The following is a 13615-nucleotide window of genomic DNA, read 5'->3' as shown; positions in this document are numbered from 1 at the left end:
CATAAAGTGATCATCTTGATCATTTGTGACCCGTTTGGGCGTCAGTCATCGTTACGGTGACTGACCCGGGTTACCGAATGGCTTTCAGAGCCTCGCTGATGGCGTCTGCCTCGGCGGACAAAACCCGATAGCGAAGGCTATCGGCCTGCTGGCTGGCCTGAAGTAGCTGTTTCTGCTTCATGTCGTAAAGGCGACTGAGCAGTGCGCATTGCTGGTTTTTTTGCGGTGCGTTCATGGTATTACCCTCCACAGGGAGTAGCCTGTGTCAGTTATTTTTACGTTTTGCCTCGGCTTTTGGCCTTGTATTGAAAACTAAGCATAACCCGGGCCAAAAGCGCTCAGGCTCGGGTTACCTTCCGAATCTCGCCCGATAAATGCCGGGCGCCAGGCCGGTATGCTTCCTGAACAGACGGCTGAACGAACTGACATCTTCATAACCGACCAGCCGCGTGACTTCTTCAACCGCCACCCGCGAATTCTCCAGATGCTGCCGGGCCGCCTCTATTCTCAGAATCTGCAGGTAACTGGTGGGGGTGTCCCCGGTTGCCGCTTTGAACCGACGAATCAGCGAACGCTCCGTTAGATCGGCGAATGCGGCGAGGGCTTGCAGCGTCACCGGCCGGGTGTAGTTCACATCCAGCCAGTCCTGCAGTTTCAGAATCGCGGCATCGGAATGATAGCGCCGGGCCTGTAGCGCTCCATAAGGCGCCTGGCTGGTCCGCCCGGCATCAATAACAAACGCCTTAGCCAGTTCACGGGCCACCTTCGCCCCGGCGTAGCGTTCCACCAGATACACCCCCAGATCCCACCACGCCATACCACCGCCGGCACAGGCAATGTGCCCATCCACTGTAATCAGCTTTTCCGGCTGCAGGTCTACCCCGGGAAAGCGTTTTCTGAACTGGTTGCTGAACCCCCAGTGCGTCGTCGCCTGCCGCCCGTCCAGCAACCCGGCCTCCGCCAGCAGAAACGCCCCCGTGCAGTTACTGGCCAAGCGGACCTGTCCGTTTGGCGCCTCCCGGAAGCCGCCGAGCCAGTCAACCAACCCGGGATTGGCCTCCAGAACCTGCGCAATCGGCGCGCCAATCGTGGGTACAATGACCAGGTCTGCCTGCGAATTACCGGTGGGAATGTCCCGCCAGTCCCCATCGGCCATCAATGTTATCCCATTGATACACCGACAGGGCCGACCACCCTCGGTCAGCAATTGAGTGGTGAACTGCTGCTCCGGAGGCGTATCGTTGATGCGTGCCCAGGTTACCCCCGCCAGTCGAAACAGGTCGATAACCCCCGTAATCGCACTGGCAAGCGCCCCATCAAACCCAATAACAGAAACCGTTCGCATACCACCTCCAAATCAGGGCGCCACAAGCCGCGCATTCACAAAAGGAGACCTAGAATAAAAATGGCAATTTTAACCATGATTATGTCATTAACGCCGGTTTCAACAAAAACAACCGTATGAGAGGCTATACGCCATAAACAGGAGACCCGAAATGACCGACACCCTGATTGACCGCCGCGACCTGGCGTTCCAACTCTACGAAGTACTCGACACCGAAAGCCTCAGCGAACGCGAGCGCTTTAGCGAACACAGCCGCGACACCTTCGACGCCGTCATCGAAACCGCCGACAAAATCGCCCGTGACAAATTCGCTACCCACAACAGCGCCGCCGACAAAGACGAGCCAAAATTCGTCGACGGCCAGGTGGAAATGCTGCCTCAGGTCAAAGAAGCCTTTGACGCCTACGCCGATGCCGGCTTCATTGCCGGGCGCTACGACTACGAACTGGGTGGCATGCAGCTCCCCGAATCCGTCATGGCAGCGTGTAACGGCTTCTTTACCGCCGCTAACCCGGGCACTGCGGGTTACCCGTTCCTCACCACCGCTGCCGCCAACCTGATCCGCGTGTTCGGCAACGACCAGCAGAAAAGCACCTTCCTGCCACACATGCTCAGCGGCCGCTTCACCGGCACAATGGCCCTGACCGAGCCCCACGCCGGCTCGTCACTGGCTGATATCCGCACCTCCGCCACGCCGACTGACGACGGTCATTACCTGATCAAAGGCGCCAAGATCTACATCTCCGGCGGCGAACAGTCCCTCACCGAAAACATCGTTCACATGGTGCTGGCGAAGGTCAAAGGCGCCCCGGCAGGCGTAAAAGGCATCTCCCTGTTTATCGTGCCGAAATTCATCGTGGATGAAGAAGGCAACGCGACTGAACGTAACGGCGTGAACCTGGCCGGCCTGATTCACAAGCTGGGCTACCGCGGGACCACGTCAACGGCGCTCAGTTTTGGTGACGACGCACCCTGCCATGGCTATCTGGTGGGCGAGCCCCACCAGGGCCTGAAGTACATGTTCCAGATGATGAACGAAGCCCGTGTGGGCGTCGGCTTCGGCGCCGCCGTGATTGGTTATCGTGGCTACATGCACAGTCTGGAATACGCCAAGGACCGCCTGCAGGGCCGCAAGCCGTCAGAAAAGAACCCGGAGGCACCCCAGGTTCCCATCATTGAGCATGCCGATGTGCGACGCATGCTGCTGGCCCAGAAAGCCTACAGTGAAGGTGGCCTGGCGCTGTGCCTATACGGCGCACGCCTGATGGACGACCAGCACACCCATCCGGACGAGCAGAAGCGGATGGAAGCCGGCAAGTTGCTGGATCTGCTAACGCCAGTCATCAAGGCCTGGCCATCCGAGTTCGGCCCGAAGGCCAACGACCTGGCAATCCAGGTCTATGGCGGTGCCGGTTACACCCGGGAATACCCGGTGGAGCAGTGCTGGCGGGATAATCGCCTGAACCCGATTCACGAAGGCACCAACGGCATCCAGGCGCTGGACCTGCTGGGTCGTAAGATCTGGCAGGATCAGAGCCACGGCCTGCAGTTGCTGATGCAGGAAATGCAGGTGGACCTGGAAGCCGCCACCACCGATCGGTGCCAGCAATGGGCGCTGTCCCTCAGTGAAACCCTGCAGCAAGCAGTGAAAGTGACCCAGAGTCTGGGTAAATCCCTGATGTCGGAGGATCCCGACCGGGTGTTGGCCAACGCGTCCTGCTACCTGCACCTGTTCGGACATATCATCGTATCCTGGATGTGGCTGCGTCAGGCCAACGCCGCCGCCAAGGCCCTCGGTTCTGCCAACAGCGACGAAGAAAGGAACTTCTACCAGGGCAAGCTGCAGGCCGCCCAGTACTTCTTCCATTGGGAGTTGCCTACTGTGGCACAGGATCTGGTGCTGCTCCGCAACCAGGACGACACCTGCATGAACATGAAGTCGGAGTGGTTCTGAAACTGGCGGACTGACACAATCTAAACCAGACTGTAGGCTGGCCCCGGAACGCAGGTTTCAGCGTACCGGGGCGCTTTCCTATCCTGCTGCATCCACAGGGAAGAAGCTGCCATGACGTCGGGACACGCCTCCAATGCCTATCGCCCGGTACGCTGTGAAATTCACAGTTTGCTCCGGGAGTATCTGACCTCTTCAAAACTGGCCGAGATTGTCTATCGCGACGATGCCGGTCAGATCTGTACGACCCACGATGTCATCCGCGATCTCTTCAGTCGCGCTGGCCAGGAGTTTGTTTTTCTTGGGCGGGGGCACATGGTTCGCCTTGATCACGTGCTGACACTGGACGGTAAGGTCGTAGCCGGAGCCAATTAATGGCTACAGGTTATTGCTTTCGCTAACTTATTGTCGCTGCTAACAAAAACGTAATTCCCAAGTAATTGTGCCCGCTCCGTCACGGCCGTAGACTTGTCGCTGTTGTTTTCACACGCCAAAGAAAGGACACAGTTATGAACAAGCTGACACTGAGCGCACTGGCACTGCTGATGACGCTGGGCCTTGCGGCCTGCAGCCAGGATGACAACGAAGGCGTCGATCTCGAGGAAGCCGGCGACAACGTTGAGGAAATGGCGGATGACGCCGGCGATGCGGTCGAAGAGACCTACGAAGATGCCACCGGCCAGAATGACAGCGCCTGGGACGAAACCAAGGACGCTGCTGGAGATGCCGCCGAAGAAACTGGCGAAGCAATGGAAGAGACCGGTGAGGAAATGGGCGAAGCCGCTGAGGAAGCCGGCGACTCCATGCAATAAGATTGCGTCTGTGGCCTGCCCTTTATGGGCAGGCTTTTTTGGTTGTAAGAAATTGTTAAAGAAACTGTCTTTTTACTGTCTGAAATCTGTCACCTAACCCACCGACACTGTTCTCTCGAAAACCAATAACCCACCCGAGAGAGAGCAGGACCATGGCAAAGCATGACCTGGATCCCAACTACCTGGATCCCAATTACGAGCCCGTCGTCAACCATTCAAGCAACACGCCCTTTCATCAGGTCCTCGCGGCCCGTATGCAGCGCCGTACCGTTATGAAAGGTTCCGTTGGCGCCGCGTTGGCCAGCGTTATGGGGTTGGGCCTGGCTGGCTGTGGCAGTGATGACGACGATGACAACGGTTCCTCCACAGGGGGAAGTTCCGCCAATACGGATCTTGGTTTCAAAGCGGTTGCTGTATCCACCGCCAATGAAGTGGTTGTTCCCGAGGGCTACTCATCCGTGGCTTTTCTTCCCTGGGGCACCCCGATCACCGGATCCTATCCCGAGTATAAAGCGGATGGCACCAACACCGGTGCCGATCAGGAACAGCAGATGGGCATGCATCATGATGGTGTTCATTTCTTCCCGATTGACCAGAAGGCCGGTGGTAACAGCTCAACGGAAGGCCTGTTGGTGATGAATCATGAGTACATCAATCAGTCTGCACTCCATGCCAATGGCCCGACCAACGCCGGTGATAATGGTGGCGTGCGCCCCGCCGATGAGGTTCGCAAGGAAATTGCCGCTCACGGTGTGTCTGTTGTCCACATCAAGCGTGACACCAACGGTACCTGGGACGTCGTCTTCGGCAGCCCATTCAATCGTCGCATTACGGGCAACACCGAGATGGACATTCGTGGCCCGGTGCGTGGTTACAGCAAGCTGGTCACAACCTACAGTCCCGACGCGACCGAAACTCGCGGCACCCTGAACAACTGTGCGATGGGCCCAACGCCCTGGGGCACCTACCTGGCCGCGGAAGAGAATTGGCACGGTTACTTTATGAACGCGAACGCGGATCGCCCGCGCGAGCAGGTTCGACACGGCGTTGACGATACCTCAAGGTATGACTGGGAACTGGCGGATAGCGGCGCAGATCAGTATGTACGCTTTAACGTCACGCCGACCGGGGCGACTGCGACCGACGACTATCGCAACGAAGCCAACACCTATGGCTTCATGGTTGAGATTGATCCGTTTACGCCGGAAAGCAAACCCCAGAAACGCACTGCGTTGGGACGCTTTGGTCACGAGGGCGTCATCTTTGCGCCGGCGAAGGAAGGTGAGCCGGTGGTGTGTTACTCCGGTGACGATTCCCGTTTCGAGTACATCTACAAGTTTGTGTCGTCTCAGCCCTACTACGCCGCGACGGCCGGTGGCTACCTGTTGGATGAGGGTACCCTGTACGTTGCCCGCTTCAACGAGGATGGCTCTGGTGACTGGCTGGCGCTGGATCTGGACGACGCGGATTTCGCCAGCAAAGTTGCTGCGGCTGAAGGCGGCATGGTCGGCGATATCCAGTTCGACGGTTTTGAGAACCAGGCTGATGTTCTGCTGAATACCCGCCTCGCAGCCGATATTGCCGGTGCTACGACGATGGACCGCCCGGAGTGGGGTGCCGTTGATCCCAACTCTGGCGAGGTCTATTTCACCCTGACAAACAACTCGAACCGGGGCCAGCCAGGGTTCGACGACGTCAACGCCGCCAACCCGAACTCTCCCAATGCCACCGGCCACATCATTCGCTGGACTGAAGAAGGTAGCGATCACACGGCTACCAGCTTTGACTGGGACATCTTTGTCTTCGCCGGCGAGCAGGGTACGGAAACTGTTGTCGATGGTGAGGCCGTCGTCTCCCTGAACGATGATAATATTTTCAACAGCCCGGATGGCCTCTGGTTTGACTACAATGGCCGGCTGTGGATCCAGACCGATGGCTCTGACGCTGACCCGTACTTCAACAACATGATGCTGGCCGCCAATCCGGAGACACGCGAAATCAAGCGCTTCTTCGTCGGGCCCCAAGGTTGTGAAGTAACTGGCGTTGTCAGCACACCGGACGTTAAGACCATGTTCGTGAACATCCAGCACCCGGATGGTAACTGGCCGAACGCGGCCGAGTCCCGTCCCCGCGACGCCACTGTTATCGTAACCAAGGACGATGGCGGTGTGATCGGCGCCTGATCGCCTGATAGAGGCGCCACGGGCGCACACCGACAAGAGCCAGCCGTAACGCCGGATTCTTCCAACAGGACGTCTCCGGCGTTACGGCTTTTTTGTTTCAGTTTTTCATCGATCTGCCGTAAAACCAGTATTGGTCAACTAAAGTAGCAGTTATAAGTAAAGGTCAATTCTTTACTCTCACGAGTAATCGTCAAAAAAGATGCATTCACTAATAATGAAAATAAAGAGGTGGATATGGGTTTGCTCAGTCGGCCTGTTCTGGTTGTGGGGGTGTCAGTCGCCGTTGTCGTCGCCTTTGGGGCTTTCCTGGTGGCGCCGTTGATAGGGTTGGATAGCGCGTCGCTGGTGGCGGGCGTGGTTATTGGCCTGGCCGTCGCCACCGCGTATCTGGTGTTACGCGTTCTGGAACCGGTTGAACGTTCCATCAAGCAGCTCAACGCCGGTAAGCTGCCAGCGGATAGTCCGCTGGGCAAACAGTGTGCAAGCCTCCTTGCGGACGCCAAAGCAGGGCGGGCACTGGTGGAAACCCTGTCCGGCAGTGCCGATAAAAGTGCCATTTCTGCGGCCCAGGTGTCCCACGCGGCCGACCAACTAAAAAACCGCCTGGATCGACAGGTCAGTGAAACTGCACAGATGGCGGAGTACGCGGGTCAGATTACCGAGAGTGTGCGTGAATCCGCCCAGCAGGCCACCGATGCTGCGACCATGGCTCTGCAGAACCGTCAGGTGAGCGTTGAGGGCCGTGATGCGCTGACCTCTGCCATCAATAGCGTGCGAGCCGTGCACGAGCAGTCCAGCGAGAACCTCAGATTAATTCAGGAACTGAACGAGAAATCCAACAAGATCCAGGGTGTCACCACCACCATTCAGGGCATCGCGGAACAAACCAACCTGCTGGCCTTGAACGCGGCAATTGAAGCCGCTCGTGCCGGCGACCAGGGGCGGGGCTTTGCGGTGGTTGCCGACGAGGTCAGGCAATTGGCCGGGCGAACCGCGCAGGCAACTGGTGAGGTGGCCGAAACGCTGCAGGAAATACGTTCCGATACCTCCCTGATTGTTTCGCGGATCGAGGACCTGGCCAAGAGCGTTGAATCCGGCCTGGAGTCAGTTGAAAGCGTTGGCGAGCGCCTTGATCAGATTCGTGATCAGTCTGACCGTGTGCAGCAGCAGGTGGCGCGCATTGCCGAGATTGACCAGAACAACGAGCAGAGCCTGCAGCAGGTATCGTCGGCCATTGAAACGGTTCGGGATCAGATTACCGAGAGCGATACCAGCGTTGCGTCGCTTGCCCAGCAGGCAGCGACACTGATGGAACTGGCGGAAGAGGCCAACGCGGCATTTGCGTTGAACAGCGATGAAAGCTATCACCGCTTCTTCTACGACCAGGCCCGGCAGGGTGCGGACCGGATTGGAAAGCTCTTTGAAAAAGCGGTTCGCGATGGGCAACTGGCAGAAAGCGCCCTGTTTGATAAGCAAAGAAACCCCATTCCCAAGACCGATCCACAGAAGTATTCCAGCAGCTTTGATCGGTTCACCGATCAGCAACTGCCCACCGTTCAGGAAGCGGTGAAAGGGGCCCACCCGTCGATGGTCTTCGCGATTGCCGCCGCGCCGGATGGCTATGTGCCGACCCACAACCGTGATTTCGCCCATGCGCCAACGGGCGACCCGAAAGTGGATCTGGTAAAGAGTCGCAGCAAACGGCTGTTTAACGACCGCACCGGTGCCCGGTGTGGCAGCCATACCCAGAATATGCTGCTACAGACCTACCGCCGGGATACCGGAGAGGTTATGCATGACCTGTCAGTGCCGATCTACGTGAATGGCAAGCACTGGGGTGGCTTCCGCCTGGGTTACAAACCGGACAACCGCTAAGTTCTGGCGGTTTCCGGCTCCTGTTGCTGTGATACACTGCGGGTGTGGAGCCAGAGGAGAGTGACTTGTCCGAGCACGAATACATCCCCGCCAATGCAGACCCCATAGCACGACGTGAAGAGCCAGGCCGCAACCTGGCGGTGCTGGTTTATATCCTGCAGGCGCTGTCGTTCTTTGTCGGTGGCATTACCGGCCTGGTGGGTGTGATCATCAATTACGTCAAGCTCGATGACGTAAAGAGCACCTGGATAGAGCCTCATTTCCGTTGGCAGATACGAACCTTCTGGATCGGGCTGTTGTGGACGGTGATTGGCATCGTGACGACGCCACTGATCATTGGCTGGTTTGTGTTGCTGGGCATCTCCATCTGGATCATCTACCGCATTGTGAAAGGCGCCCTGGCGTTGAACGACGGGAAGCCACCGGAACCTCACTGATCCTCGGTCACTTCCCTTAACCGGGTGGCGCTGATGGCGCCGGCCAGCCCCATGGCGCCCAGCGTCAGTATCACCGCCACGTCGGATATCATCGATACCAGCGCTGTCAGCCCGCCCGTTGCCAGTAACAGCACCCCAATAACGGTATTGCTCACGGAGGTATAGTCGGTGCGTTTGTTGCCGCCTGCCATATCCACCAGATACGTTTTACGTCCCAGTCGAACCCCGGCATGCGCAATGCTCAGCACGAAGAACCCGGCGGGATAGAACCAGACGCTGGCGGTTGCTTCGCCCGCAAACAAAGCGGTCAGGCCCACCGCCACGCAGGCGCCACTGGCGACAATGGCACCGCGAATCATTACCCGCCGGCTGGACTCGTCCGCCATCCAACCCCACACACTGGCGCTGATGGAACTGGCGAGGCTGCTCGCCAGCAGAAAGACGCCCAGAAGCCACCCGGTGTCAGAGTTTTTCTGGGCGAGCACGACGAAGTAGGGCGACGCCAGCGCCGAGCACAGCAGCAGGGCGCGGGTAATCACGAAGTGCCGGAATGGCGCGTCGTCCCTGAGAAGGGACAGGCTTTTGAACGCGTCCCCAAGCGCATTGCCGCCACCGCCGGTTTCGCCCTCGTATTCATCAACAGAGGCGAATAGAAAGCCGGCAATAATCCAGAGGCAGGCAGCCAACAGGAGCAGGAGGGTGTAGAAAAGTACGCCAGGGTCACCCCGGTTCCAGAACAGCAAGGCGGTGAGGATGACTGTTGCGGTCCCACCGATGGTGGAGGCCAGGCCAGACAGCCGCCCTCGGCGTTTCTTCGGGATGCATTTTCCTTGCACGTCCTTCATGGACACTGAGCAGAACCCCCGGGCCAGGGAAAACAGCACCAATGCGCCCACCACGCCGGCGCCCGCGGCGTAGCCCTCCAGGAACCAGACGCTCGCTGCCATGCCCAGAACACTGGCCGCCTGGCCAAAGCTTCCCAGGATCCAGAACCATTTGCGTACAGGCTTGCGCCGGACCCAGGCACCGATCACCATTTGCGGAATCATTGAGCCGGACTCACGGATCGGGACCAGCCAGGCCACCAGGGCAGGTGCCCCAATCGCGCTTAAAAGCCAGGCCAGCACGGTCTTGGGGCTGATCAGCAAGTCACCCAGTTTGGTCAGCACGTTGCTGCCGAGGATCAGGAAGAAGTTGCGTGGCACCTCACGGCAGGCTTCATCGGGGATGTCCGTGCAGACCCGGGCGTCTTCTTCGTTGGCAATCAGGCTGTAAACCTGGTCGAGGGTGTCCTTGTTTCTGGCGGGCAAGTTGCCGTCCTCCTGAACAAATGGCTTATAAGGATACCAGCTAAGGCGAGTTGCCTTAAGGCAGGAGGGCCGCGTTGCGGGTGATTCAGACCAGGTGGTGGTCCCACTGGACCGGCAGATCGGCGATTTGCCGTGACTGATTGTCCTGCCCCAGGCGCACCAGTTTTCCGCGTCCGGAGGAGATCAGGAAATCGCCTCCTGCCAAGGCCTGGACGCCAGCGCAGTCGGGTATGGACGCCCTGGCCAGCAGTTCGCCAGTGATGCCATTGAACACCACGGCGGTGCCGCCCACTGGCGACGCGGCAGCGACAAGGTCGTTCTCGGGATGGGCAACAACGCTGGCGATGTAGTTGGCCAGTGCTGCCTGGGTACCCTCATCGAATCGGATTTCCTGAAGCTCACCGCCTTCCAGCCGCGCGATGAGGGCGGGGGACTCGTGAAGGGGCCCCTGGTACTGGTAGGCAACGTACACCCGGCCGTTCGAACCGGTACTGACATGACGGGCGCTTTGCTGGTGATGGGCAGGGTTGAACCGCCCAATAATCCGACCGCTGCGGCGGTTCATCAGGATCAGCGCGGGTTCCATGGTGTCGAGGTTCAGCTTGAGGCGATCGTAGTCCGGGTGGGTCAGTATGCCGCCGAGGCCGATCACCAGTGTTTCCCCGTCCGTGTGCAGTGTCAGCTCATGGGGGCCAATGCCCTGAAGCTCAAAGGTATCGACCCGCTGATAATTCTGCTCCGCGTCATAGACGGCAATAATGCCTTGCCCCGGCTCGTAGCGGCTGGCGGTGACATAGAGCCAGCGGCCGTCGGGGGAGAACACTCCGTGACCGACAAAGTGTTCCCCGGAAGCGGCTTTGACGCGATGTGTCCTGTTACCGCTGAGGGCGTCGAACCCGTAAAACGCCCAGCCGGGCCGGCGTTCGAAGAAGATGACCTGAGAGCCATCCGGGCGTGCACAGCCGCTGTGGCAACGGGTGTCGACCGGTGACTCCCATATGAGGTGACCTTTGCGGTTGATGGCACTAATGCCGAACTTACCCCCGGGCAGTCCCACGGCGCCGACGTACTGATCTGGCGCGTAATCCGCTTTTCGAGGCAGCAGACTGCAGCCGGACAGGGTGGCTGCCAGTCCTCCGGCCATCCCCGCTTTCAGTAGTTGTCTGCGGTTGATAAGTGCACCTCCGGGTTGCCTGTTGCTGCTCATCAGTCGCCGTCGCTGGAATTGAAGCCGCGAATGACGCCGAGTTCAACCGCTGCCTGGTCATTGATCAGAGTGGTTAACTGGGAAACGTCAACGTAGAAGCCCTGGAGCAGGGAAAAGGCATCGTCATTGGAAAGCAGCTCAGTCATGGGGCGATGGAGTTCCGGGAAGTGCTCCAGAACGTCCTTGAACTGGTTTTCAATTCGTGGACCCAGTTGCGGTTGTTCGCTTTCCTTTAGCAGCTGTGTCAGGCCCGGCAGGAAAGACTGCTCCAGGCCATGGATGGTTGCTTCCATGGTCTTCAGGCTACGGCCGCTACGCCAGGCATCGGCGGCGTAGACAGAACGCTTGCCATTCCCACGGAGCCCCATTGGCTGGGCAAGCCGGCGATCCTCCAGAATCTCCAGGGCCGCCATGCCGGCCCGGATGGTGGTGTCGCGATATTGCTCCGTGGCCAGGTAATCCTCGCGGAACGCCTGCCATTGATCACTGAGTTGCTGGCTATTGGTTTCGATGTGGCTGGCAACCGCTCTCAGCAGGCCGCAGGTCTTTTCCGCGGGTAGGGCATTGTCGCTGGCGTTCAATGGTTCGTCGTACAACAGGTACTCCAGCATGGGAAAACCCTGTACGGCCACGCCGGACTCGGCGATGACCTCACCTGATATCGGGTCTTCCGAGTTCAGCAGGTAGCTGGCTTTGCGGGCAATCAGGTTTTTCGGGTCGGGCCAGAACTGGAACTGCCAGGCAAGGTTGTCGTTCTCCACCGGGCCAAAATCCACATAACGGACACGTTGCCACGCCAGGAAGGCGTTCAGCCAAGCTTCCTCCAGGGCGTCGCGCGACTCCTGTTCCGGGGCGGTGCAGTAGTCGGCAGCGGCGACGGACAAGTCGCCCGCTTCGGCCGCCAGAGACTGGTAACCCGCGAAAATTCCCTGGTGCCATTGCTGTTCGGCGTTGCTGTTCGTTTCAGTCTGGCTAGCAGCCATCCCAGCAATTGGAGCCAGTATCAGCGCGGCAATACCCACGGCTTTCGTTAATGGTCGCATGGCGTGTCCTCAGAGAGAGTTCAGGAAATCCAGGAGTGCCTCCCGGTCTTCGACGGGCATCTGACGGTAACGTTCAGCTGCCTGCCCGGCCTCGCCCCCGTGCCAGAGCACGGCTTCTTCGAGTGTTCGCGCCCGCCCGTCGTGGAGGAACCCGGACTGCGGATTGACCCGTTGAGCCAGGCCGATTCCCCAGAGCGGGGGTGTCCGCCATTCGTTGCCGTTGGCCAGGAATTCATCCCGACCATCGGCAAGCGCCGGACCCATGTCATGCAGGAGCAGATCGGTATAGGGCCATATGGTCTGGTTGCTGAGGTCCGGGCGGTCCGGGGCGATGCCGGTAGTGTGCCTTGGTGTATGACAGCCGGCGCAGCCGGTTTCATTGAACAGTTCCGCGCCTTGTTGAACGGACACAGTGTCCAGGTCACGGCGTGCGGGCACTGCCAGGCTTTTGGCGTAGAAGGTCACGAAGTTGCTCACCTTGTCGCTCACTTCGGGGCTGCCGCCGTTGGTGAAGCGCTTACAGTTCTGCTCGGGCGTACAGTCGGTTGCCGGTTTGATGGTGGACGTCAGCCCCATGTCTCCGGCAAACGCCCCCATACTTTGCTGATGAACGTTTGGTTCGGCAGCTTTCCAGCCGAATCGGCCCGGCACGGTTTGCTGGCTGTCCAGGTCCCAGACTTGATTGAGTTTGCCGGAGAGGCCGTCGTTGTCCGTATCCTCCGGGTCCGCCAGTGCCTGCAGGTCTTCAAGCGGTATGGCTTCCAGCAGACCCATGCCAATCATCTGTGGAGCCACCCGTGGAGACACCAGCAGGTCCTCCGGGAGCGGGCCATAGTTAGGGTTCTCGATCCGGTAGACCGGTTTTCGTAGTTCTATTTCGGTGCCGTCCGACAGCGTCTCTGTCACCGATTCCCAGTCGATCACCAGATCGGCTTCAGGTTTGGCGGCCGGCAGGGCGGCGGTTTGCAACTGGCTGCCGTACACGGGGGCCGGTTTGAATCCGTGGGTCTTCAGGATATCCGCATCCTGATCGGGATCGGCCGGCACGGCGAGTCGGAGGAACAGGGATACAGGTTTGTCGTCAGCGCCCGGAGGATGTCCGCGGCCATCCTTTATGTGACAGCCCTGGCAGGAGTTTGTGTTGAACAGTGGCCCCAGGCCATCGCGGGCATCCGTGCTGGCAGGGGCTTCGACCCAGGGGTTGCGGAAGAAACTGTTGCCGACACTGAAATCCAGGCGCCTGGTCATGGACAGGTTAGCCTGGGGCAGGGAATAGGCATTGTGATCGAACTGATCCACGGTGCCTTCGCCCCCGGTCTTGACCGTCGCCTGGATCGGATAAGGGTCCTGGGCAGTGGCCATGGCGAAGGCCGCTGCTACGGCCACTCCCGAAGACAAGGTCAGCAGTAGCAGGGGGCGTTGGCGCATGGTTTCTCTACAACGTGTCGTTAC

At 59.2% G+C, this 13615-nt stretch carries 12 protein-coding genes; 6 read left to right on the top strand and 6 right to left on the bottom strand.

The window, feature by feature from the left end:
* Window positions 1–70 precede the first annotated feature (70 nt).
* Together B2590_RS14105 and B2590_RS14100 are read right to left on the bottom strand one after the other, a co-directional pair.
* Complete coding sequence (locus tag B2590_RS14105) at window positions 71–235, bottom strand: hypothetical protein (RefSeq protein WP_007154474.1); 165 nt, start codon at window positions 233–235, stop codon at window positions 71–73.
* 114 nt (window positions 236–349) lie between these two features.
* Window positions 350–1345: a GlxA family transcriptional regulator gene (locus tag B2590_RS14100; RefSeq protein ID WP_136633464.1), complete on the bottom strand. Its 996-nt coding sequence runs from the start codon at window positions 1343–1345 to the stop codon at window positions 350–352.
* A gap of 151 nt (window positions 1346–1496) precedes the next feature.
* Here B2590_RS14100 and B2590_RS14095 point away from each other — a divergent pair, with 151 nt between their 5' ends.
* The 6 genes from B2590_RS14095 (at window position 1497) to B2590_RS14070 (ending at window position 8603) form a co-directional block, all read left to right on the top strand.
* A complete protein-coding gene (locus B2590_RS14095) occupies window positions 1497–3299 on the top strand; it encodes an acyl-CoA dehydrogenase (RefSeq protein ID WP_036209548.1) in 1803 nt (600 codons plus the stop codon).
* Between the two features lie 111 nt (window positions 3300–3410).
* Window positions 3411–3671, top strand: coding sequence for a hypothetical protein (locus B2590_RS14090; protein WP_041332374.1), 261 nt, complete (start codon window positions 3411–3413; stop codon window positions 3669–3671).
* Between the two features lie 134 nt (window positions 3672–3805).
* Window positions 3806–4108 carry a hypothetical protein gene (locus tag B2590_RS14085; protein ID WP_007154470.1) on the top strand — a complete coding sequence of 101 codons (303 nt, stop codon included), beginning with the start codon at window positions 3806–3808 and terminating at the stop codon, window positions 4106–4108.
* A gap of 152 nt (window positions 4109–4260) precedes the next feature.
* Window positions 4261–6291 (top strand): PhoX family protein, encoded by a 2031-nt coding sequence (locus B2590_RS14080; RefSeq protein WP_286810287.1) that lies wholly within the window; start codon window positions 4261–4263, stop codon window positions 6289–6291.
* A gap of 234 nt (window positions 6292–6525) precedes the next feature.
* Entirely contained in the window at window positions 6526–8166 is a 1641-nt protein-coding gene (locus B2590_RS14075; RefSeq protein WP_286810286.1) for a methyl-accepting chemotaxis protein, read from the top strand.
* Window positions 8167–8231: 65 nt separating this feature from the next.
* The gene (locus B2590_RS14070) at window positions 8232–8603 is read left to right on the top strand and encodes a DUF4870 family protein (RefSeq protein WP_075197060.1); all 372 of its coding nucleotides are present in this window, start codon (window positions 8232–8234) and stop codon (window positions 8601–8603) included.
* Here B2590_RS14070 and B2590_RS14065 read toward each other — a convergent pair.
* The 4 genes from B2590_RS14065 to B2590_RS14050 form a co-directional block, all read right to left on the bottom strand.
* Window positions 8597–9913, bottom strand: coding sequence for an MFS transporter (locus tag B2590_RS14065; protein ID WP_286810285.1), 1317 nt, complete (start codon window positions 9911–9913; stop codon window positions 8597–8599). The genes B2590_RS14070 and B2590_RS14065 overlap by 7 nt on opposite strands.
* An 85-nt stretch (window positions 9914–9998) precedes the next feature.
* Window positions 9999–11120 (bottom strand): DUF1513 domain-containing protein, encoded by a 1122-nt coding sequence (locus B2590_RS14060; RefSeq protein ID WP_286810284.1) that lies wholly within the window; start codon window positions 11118–11120, stop codon window positions 9999–10001.
* Window positions 11120–12163, bottom strand: coding sequence for an imelysin family protein (locus B2590_RS14055; RefSeq protein ID WP_286810283.1), 1044 nt, complete (start codon window positions 12161–12163; stop codon window positions 11120–11122). Before B2590_RS14055 ends, B2590_RS14060 begins: the two co-directional genes overlap by 1 nt.
* A gap of 9 nt (window positions 12164–12172) precedes the next feature.
* Complete coding sequence (locus tag B2590_RS14050; protein WP_286810282.1) at window positions 12173–13591, bottom strand: di-heme oxidoredictase family protein; 1419 nt, start codon at window positions 13589–13591, stop codon at window positions 12173–12175.
* Between the last annotated feature and the right edge of the window lie 24 nt (window positions 13592–13615).

The sequence above is a fragment of the Marinobacter sp. UBA3604 genome (assembly GCF_002375325.1).
Lineage (GTDB): Bacteria > Pseudomonadota > Gammaproteobacteria > Pseudomonadales > Oleiphilaceae > Marinobacter > Marinobacter salarius.
The sequence above is the reverse complement of the archived record's forward strand: the minus strand, read 5'-3'. Positions and strand labels throughout refer to the sequence as shown.

What these genes read in the sequence shown, in the direction of transcription:
- B2590_RS14105 (WP_007154474.1), bottom strand. Translation starts at nt 235, where the DNA reads ATGAACGCACCGCAAAAAAACCAGCAATGCGCACTGCTCAGTCGCCTT.
- B2590_RS14090 (WP_041332374.1), top strand. Translation starts at nt 3,411, where the DNA reads ATGACGTCGGGACACGCCTCCAATGCCTATCGCCCGGTACGCTGTGAA.
- B2590_RS14085 (WP_007154470.1), top strand. Translation starts at nt 3,806, where the DNA reads ATGAACAAGCTGACACTGAGCGCACTGGCACTGCTGATGACGCTGGGC.
- B2590_RS14095 (WP_036209548.1), top strand. Translation starts at nt 1,497, where the DNA reads ATGACCGACACCCTGATTGACCGCCGCGACCTGGCGTTCCAACTCTAC.
- B2590_RS14075 (WP_286810286.1), top strand. Translation starts at nt 6,526, where the DNA reads ATGGGTTTGCTCAGTCGGCCTGTTCTGGTTGTGGGGGTGTCAGTCGCC.
- B2590_RS14055 (WP_286810283.1), bottom strand. Translation starts at nt 12,163, where the DNA reads ATGCGACCATTAACGAAAGCCGTGGGTATTGCCGCGCTGATACTGGCT.
- B2590_RS14050 (WP_286810282.1), bottom strand. Translation starts at nt 13,591, where the DNA reads ATGCGCCAACGCCCCCTGCTACTGCTGACCTTGTCTTCGGGAGTGGCC.
- B2590_RS14080 (WP_286810287.1), top strand. Translation starts at nt 4,261, where the DNA reads ATGGCAAAGCATGACCTGGATCCCAACTACCTGGATCCCAATTACGAG.
- B2590_RS14100 (WP_136633464.1), bottom strand. Translation starts at nt 1,345, where the DNA reads ATGCGAACGGTTTCTGTTATTGGGTTTGATGGGGCGCTTGCCAGTGCG.
- B2590_RS14060 (WP_286810284.1), bottom strand. Translation starts at nt 11,120, where the DNA reads ATGAGCAGCAACAGGCAACCCGGAGGTGCACTTATCAACCGCAGACAA.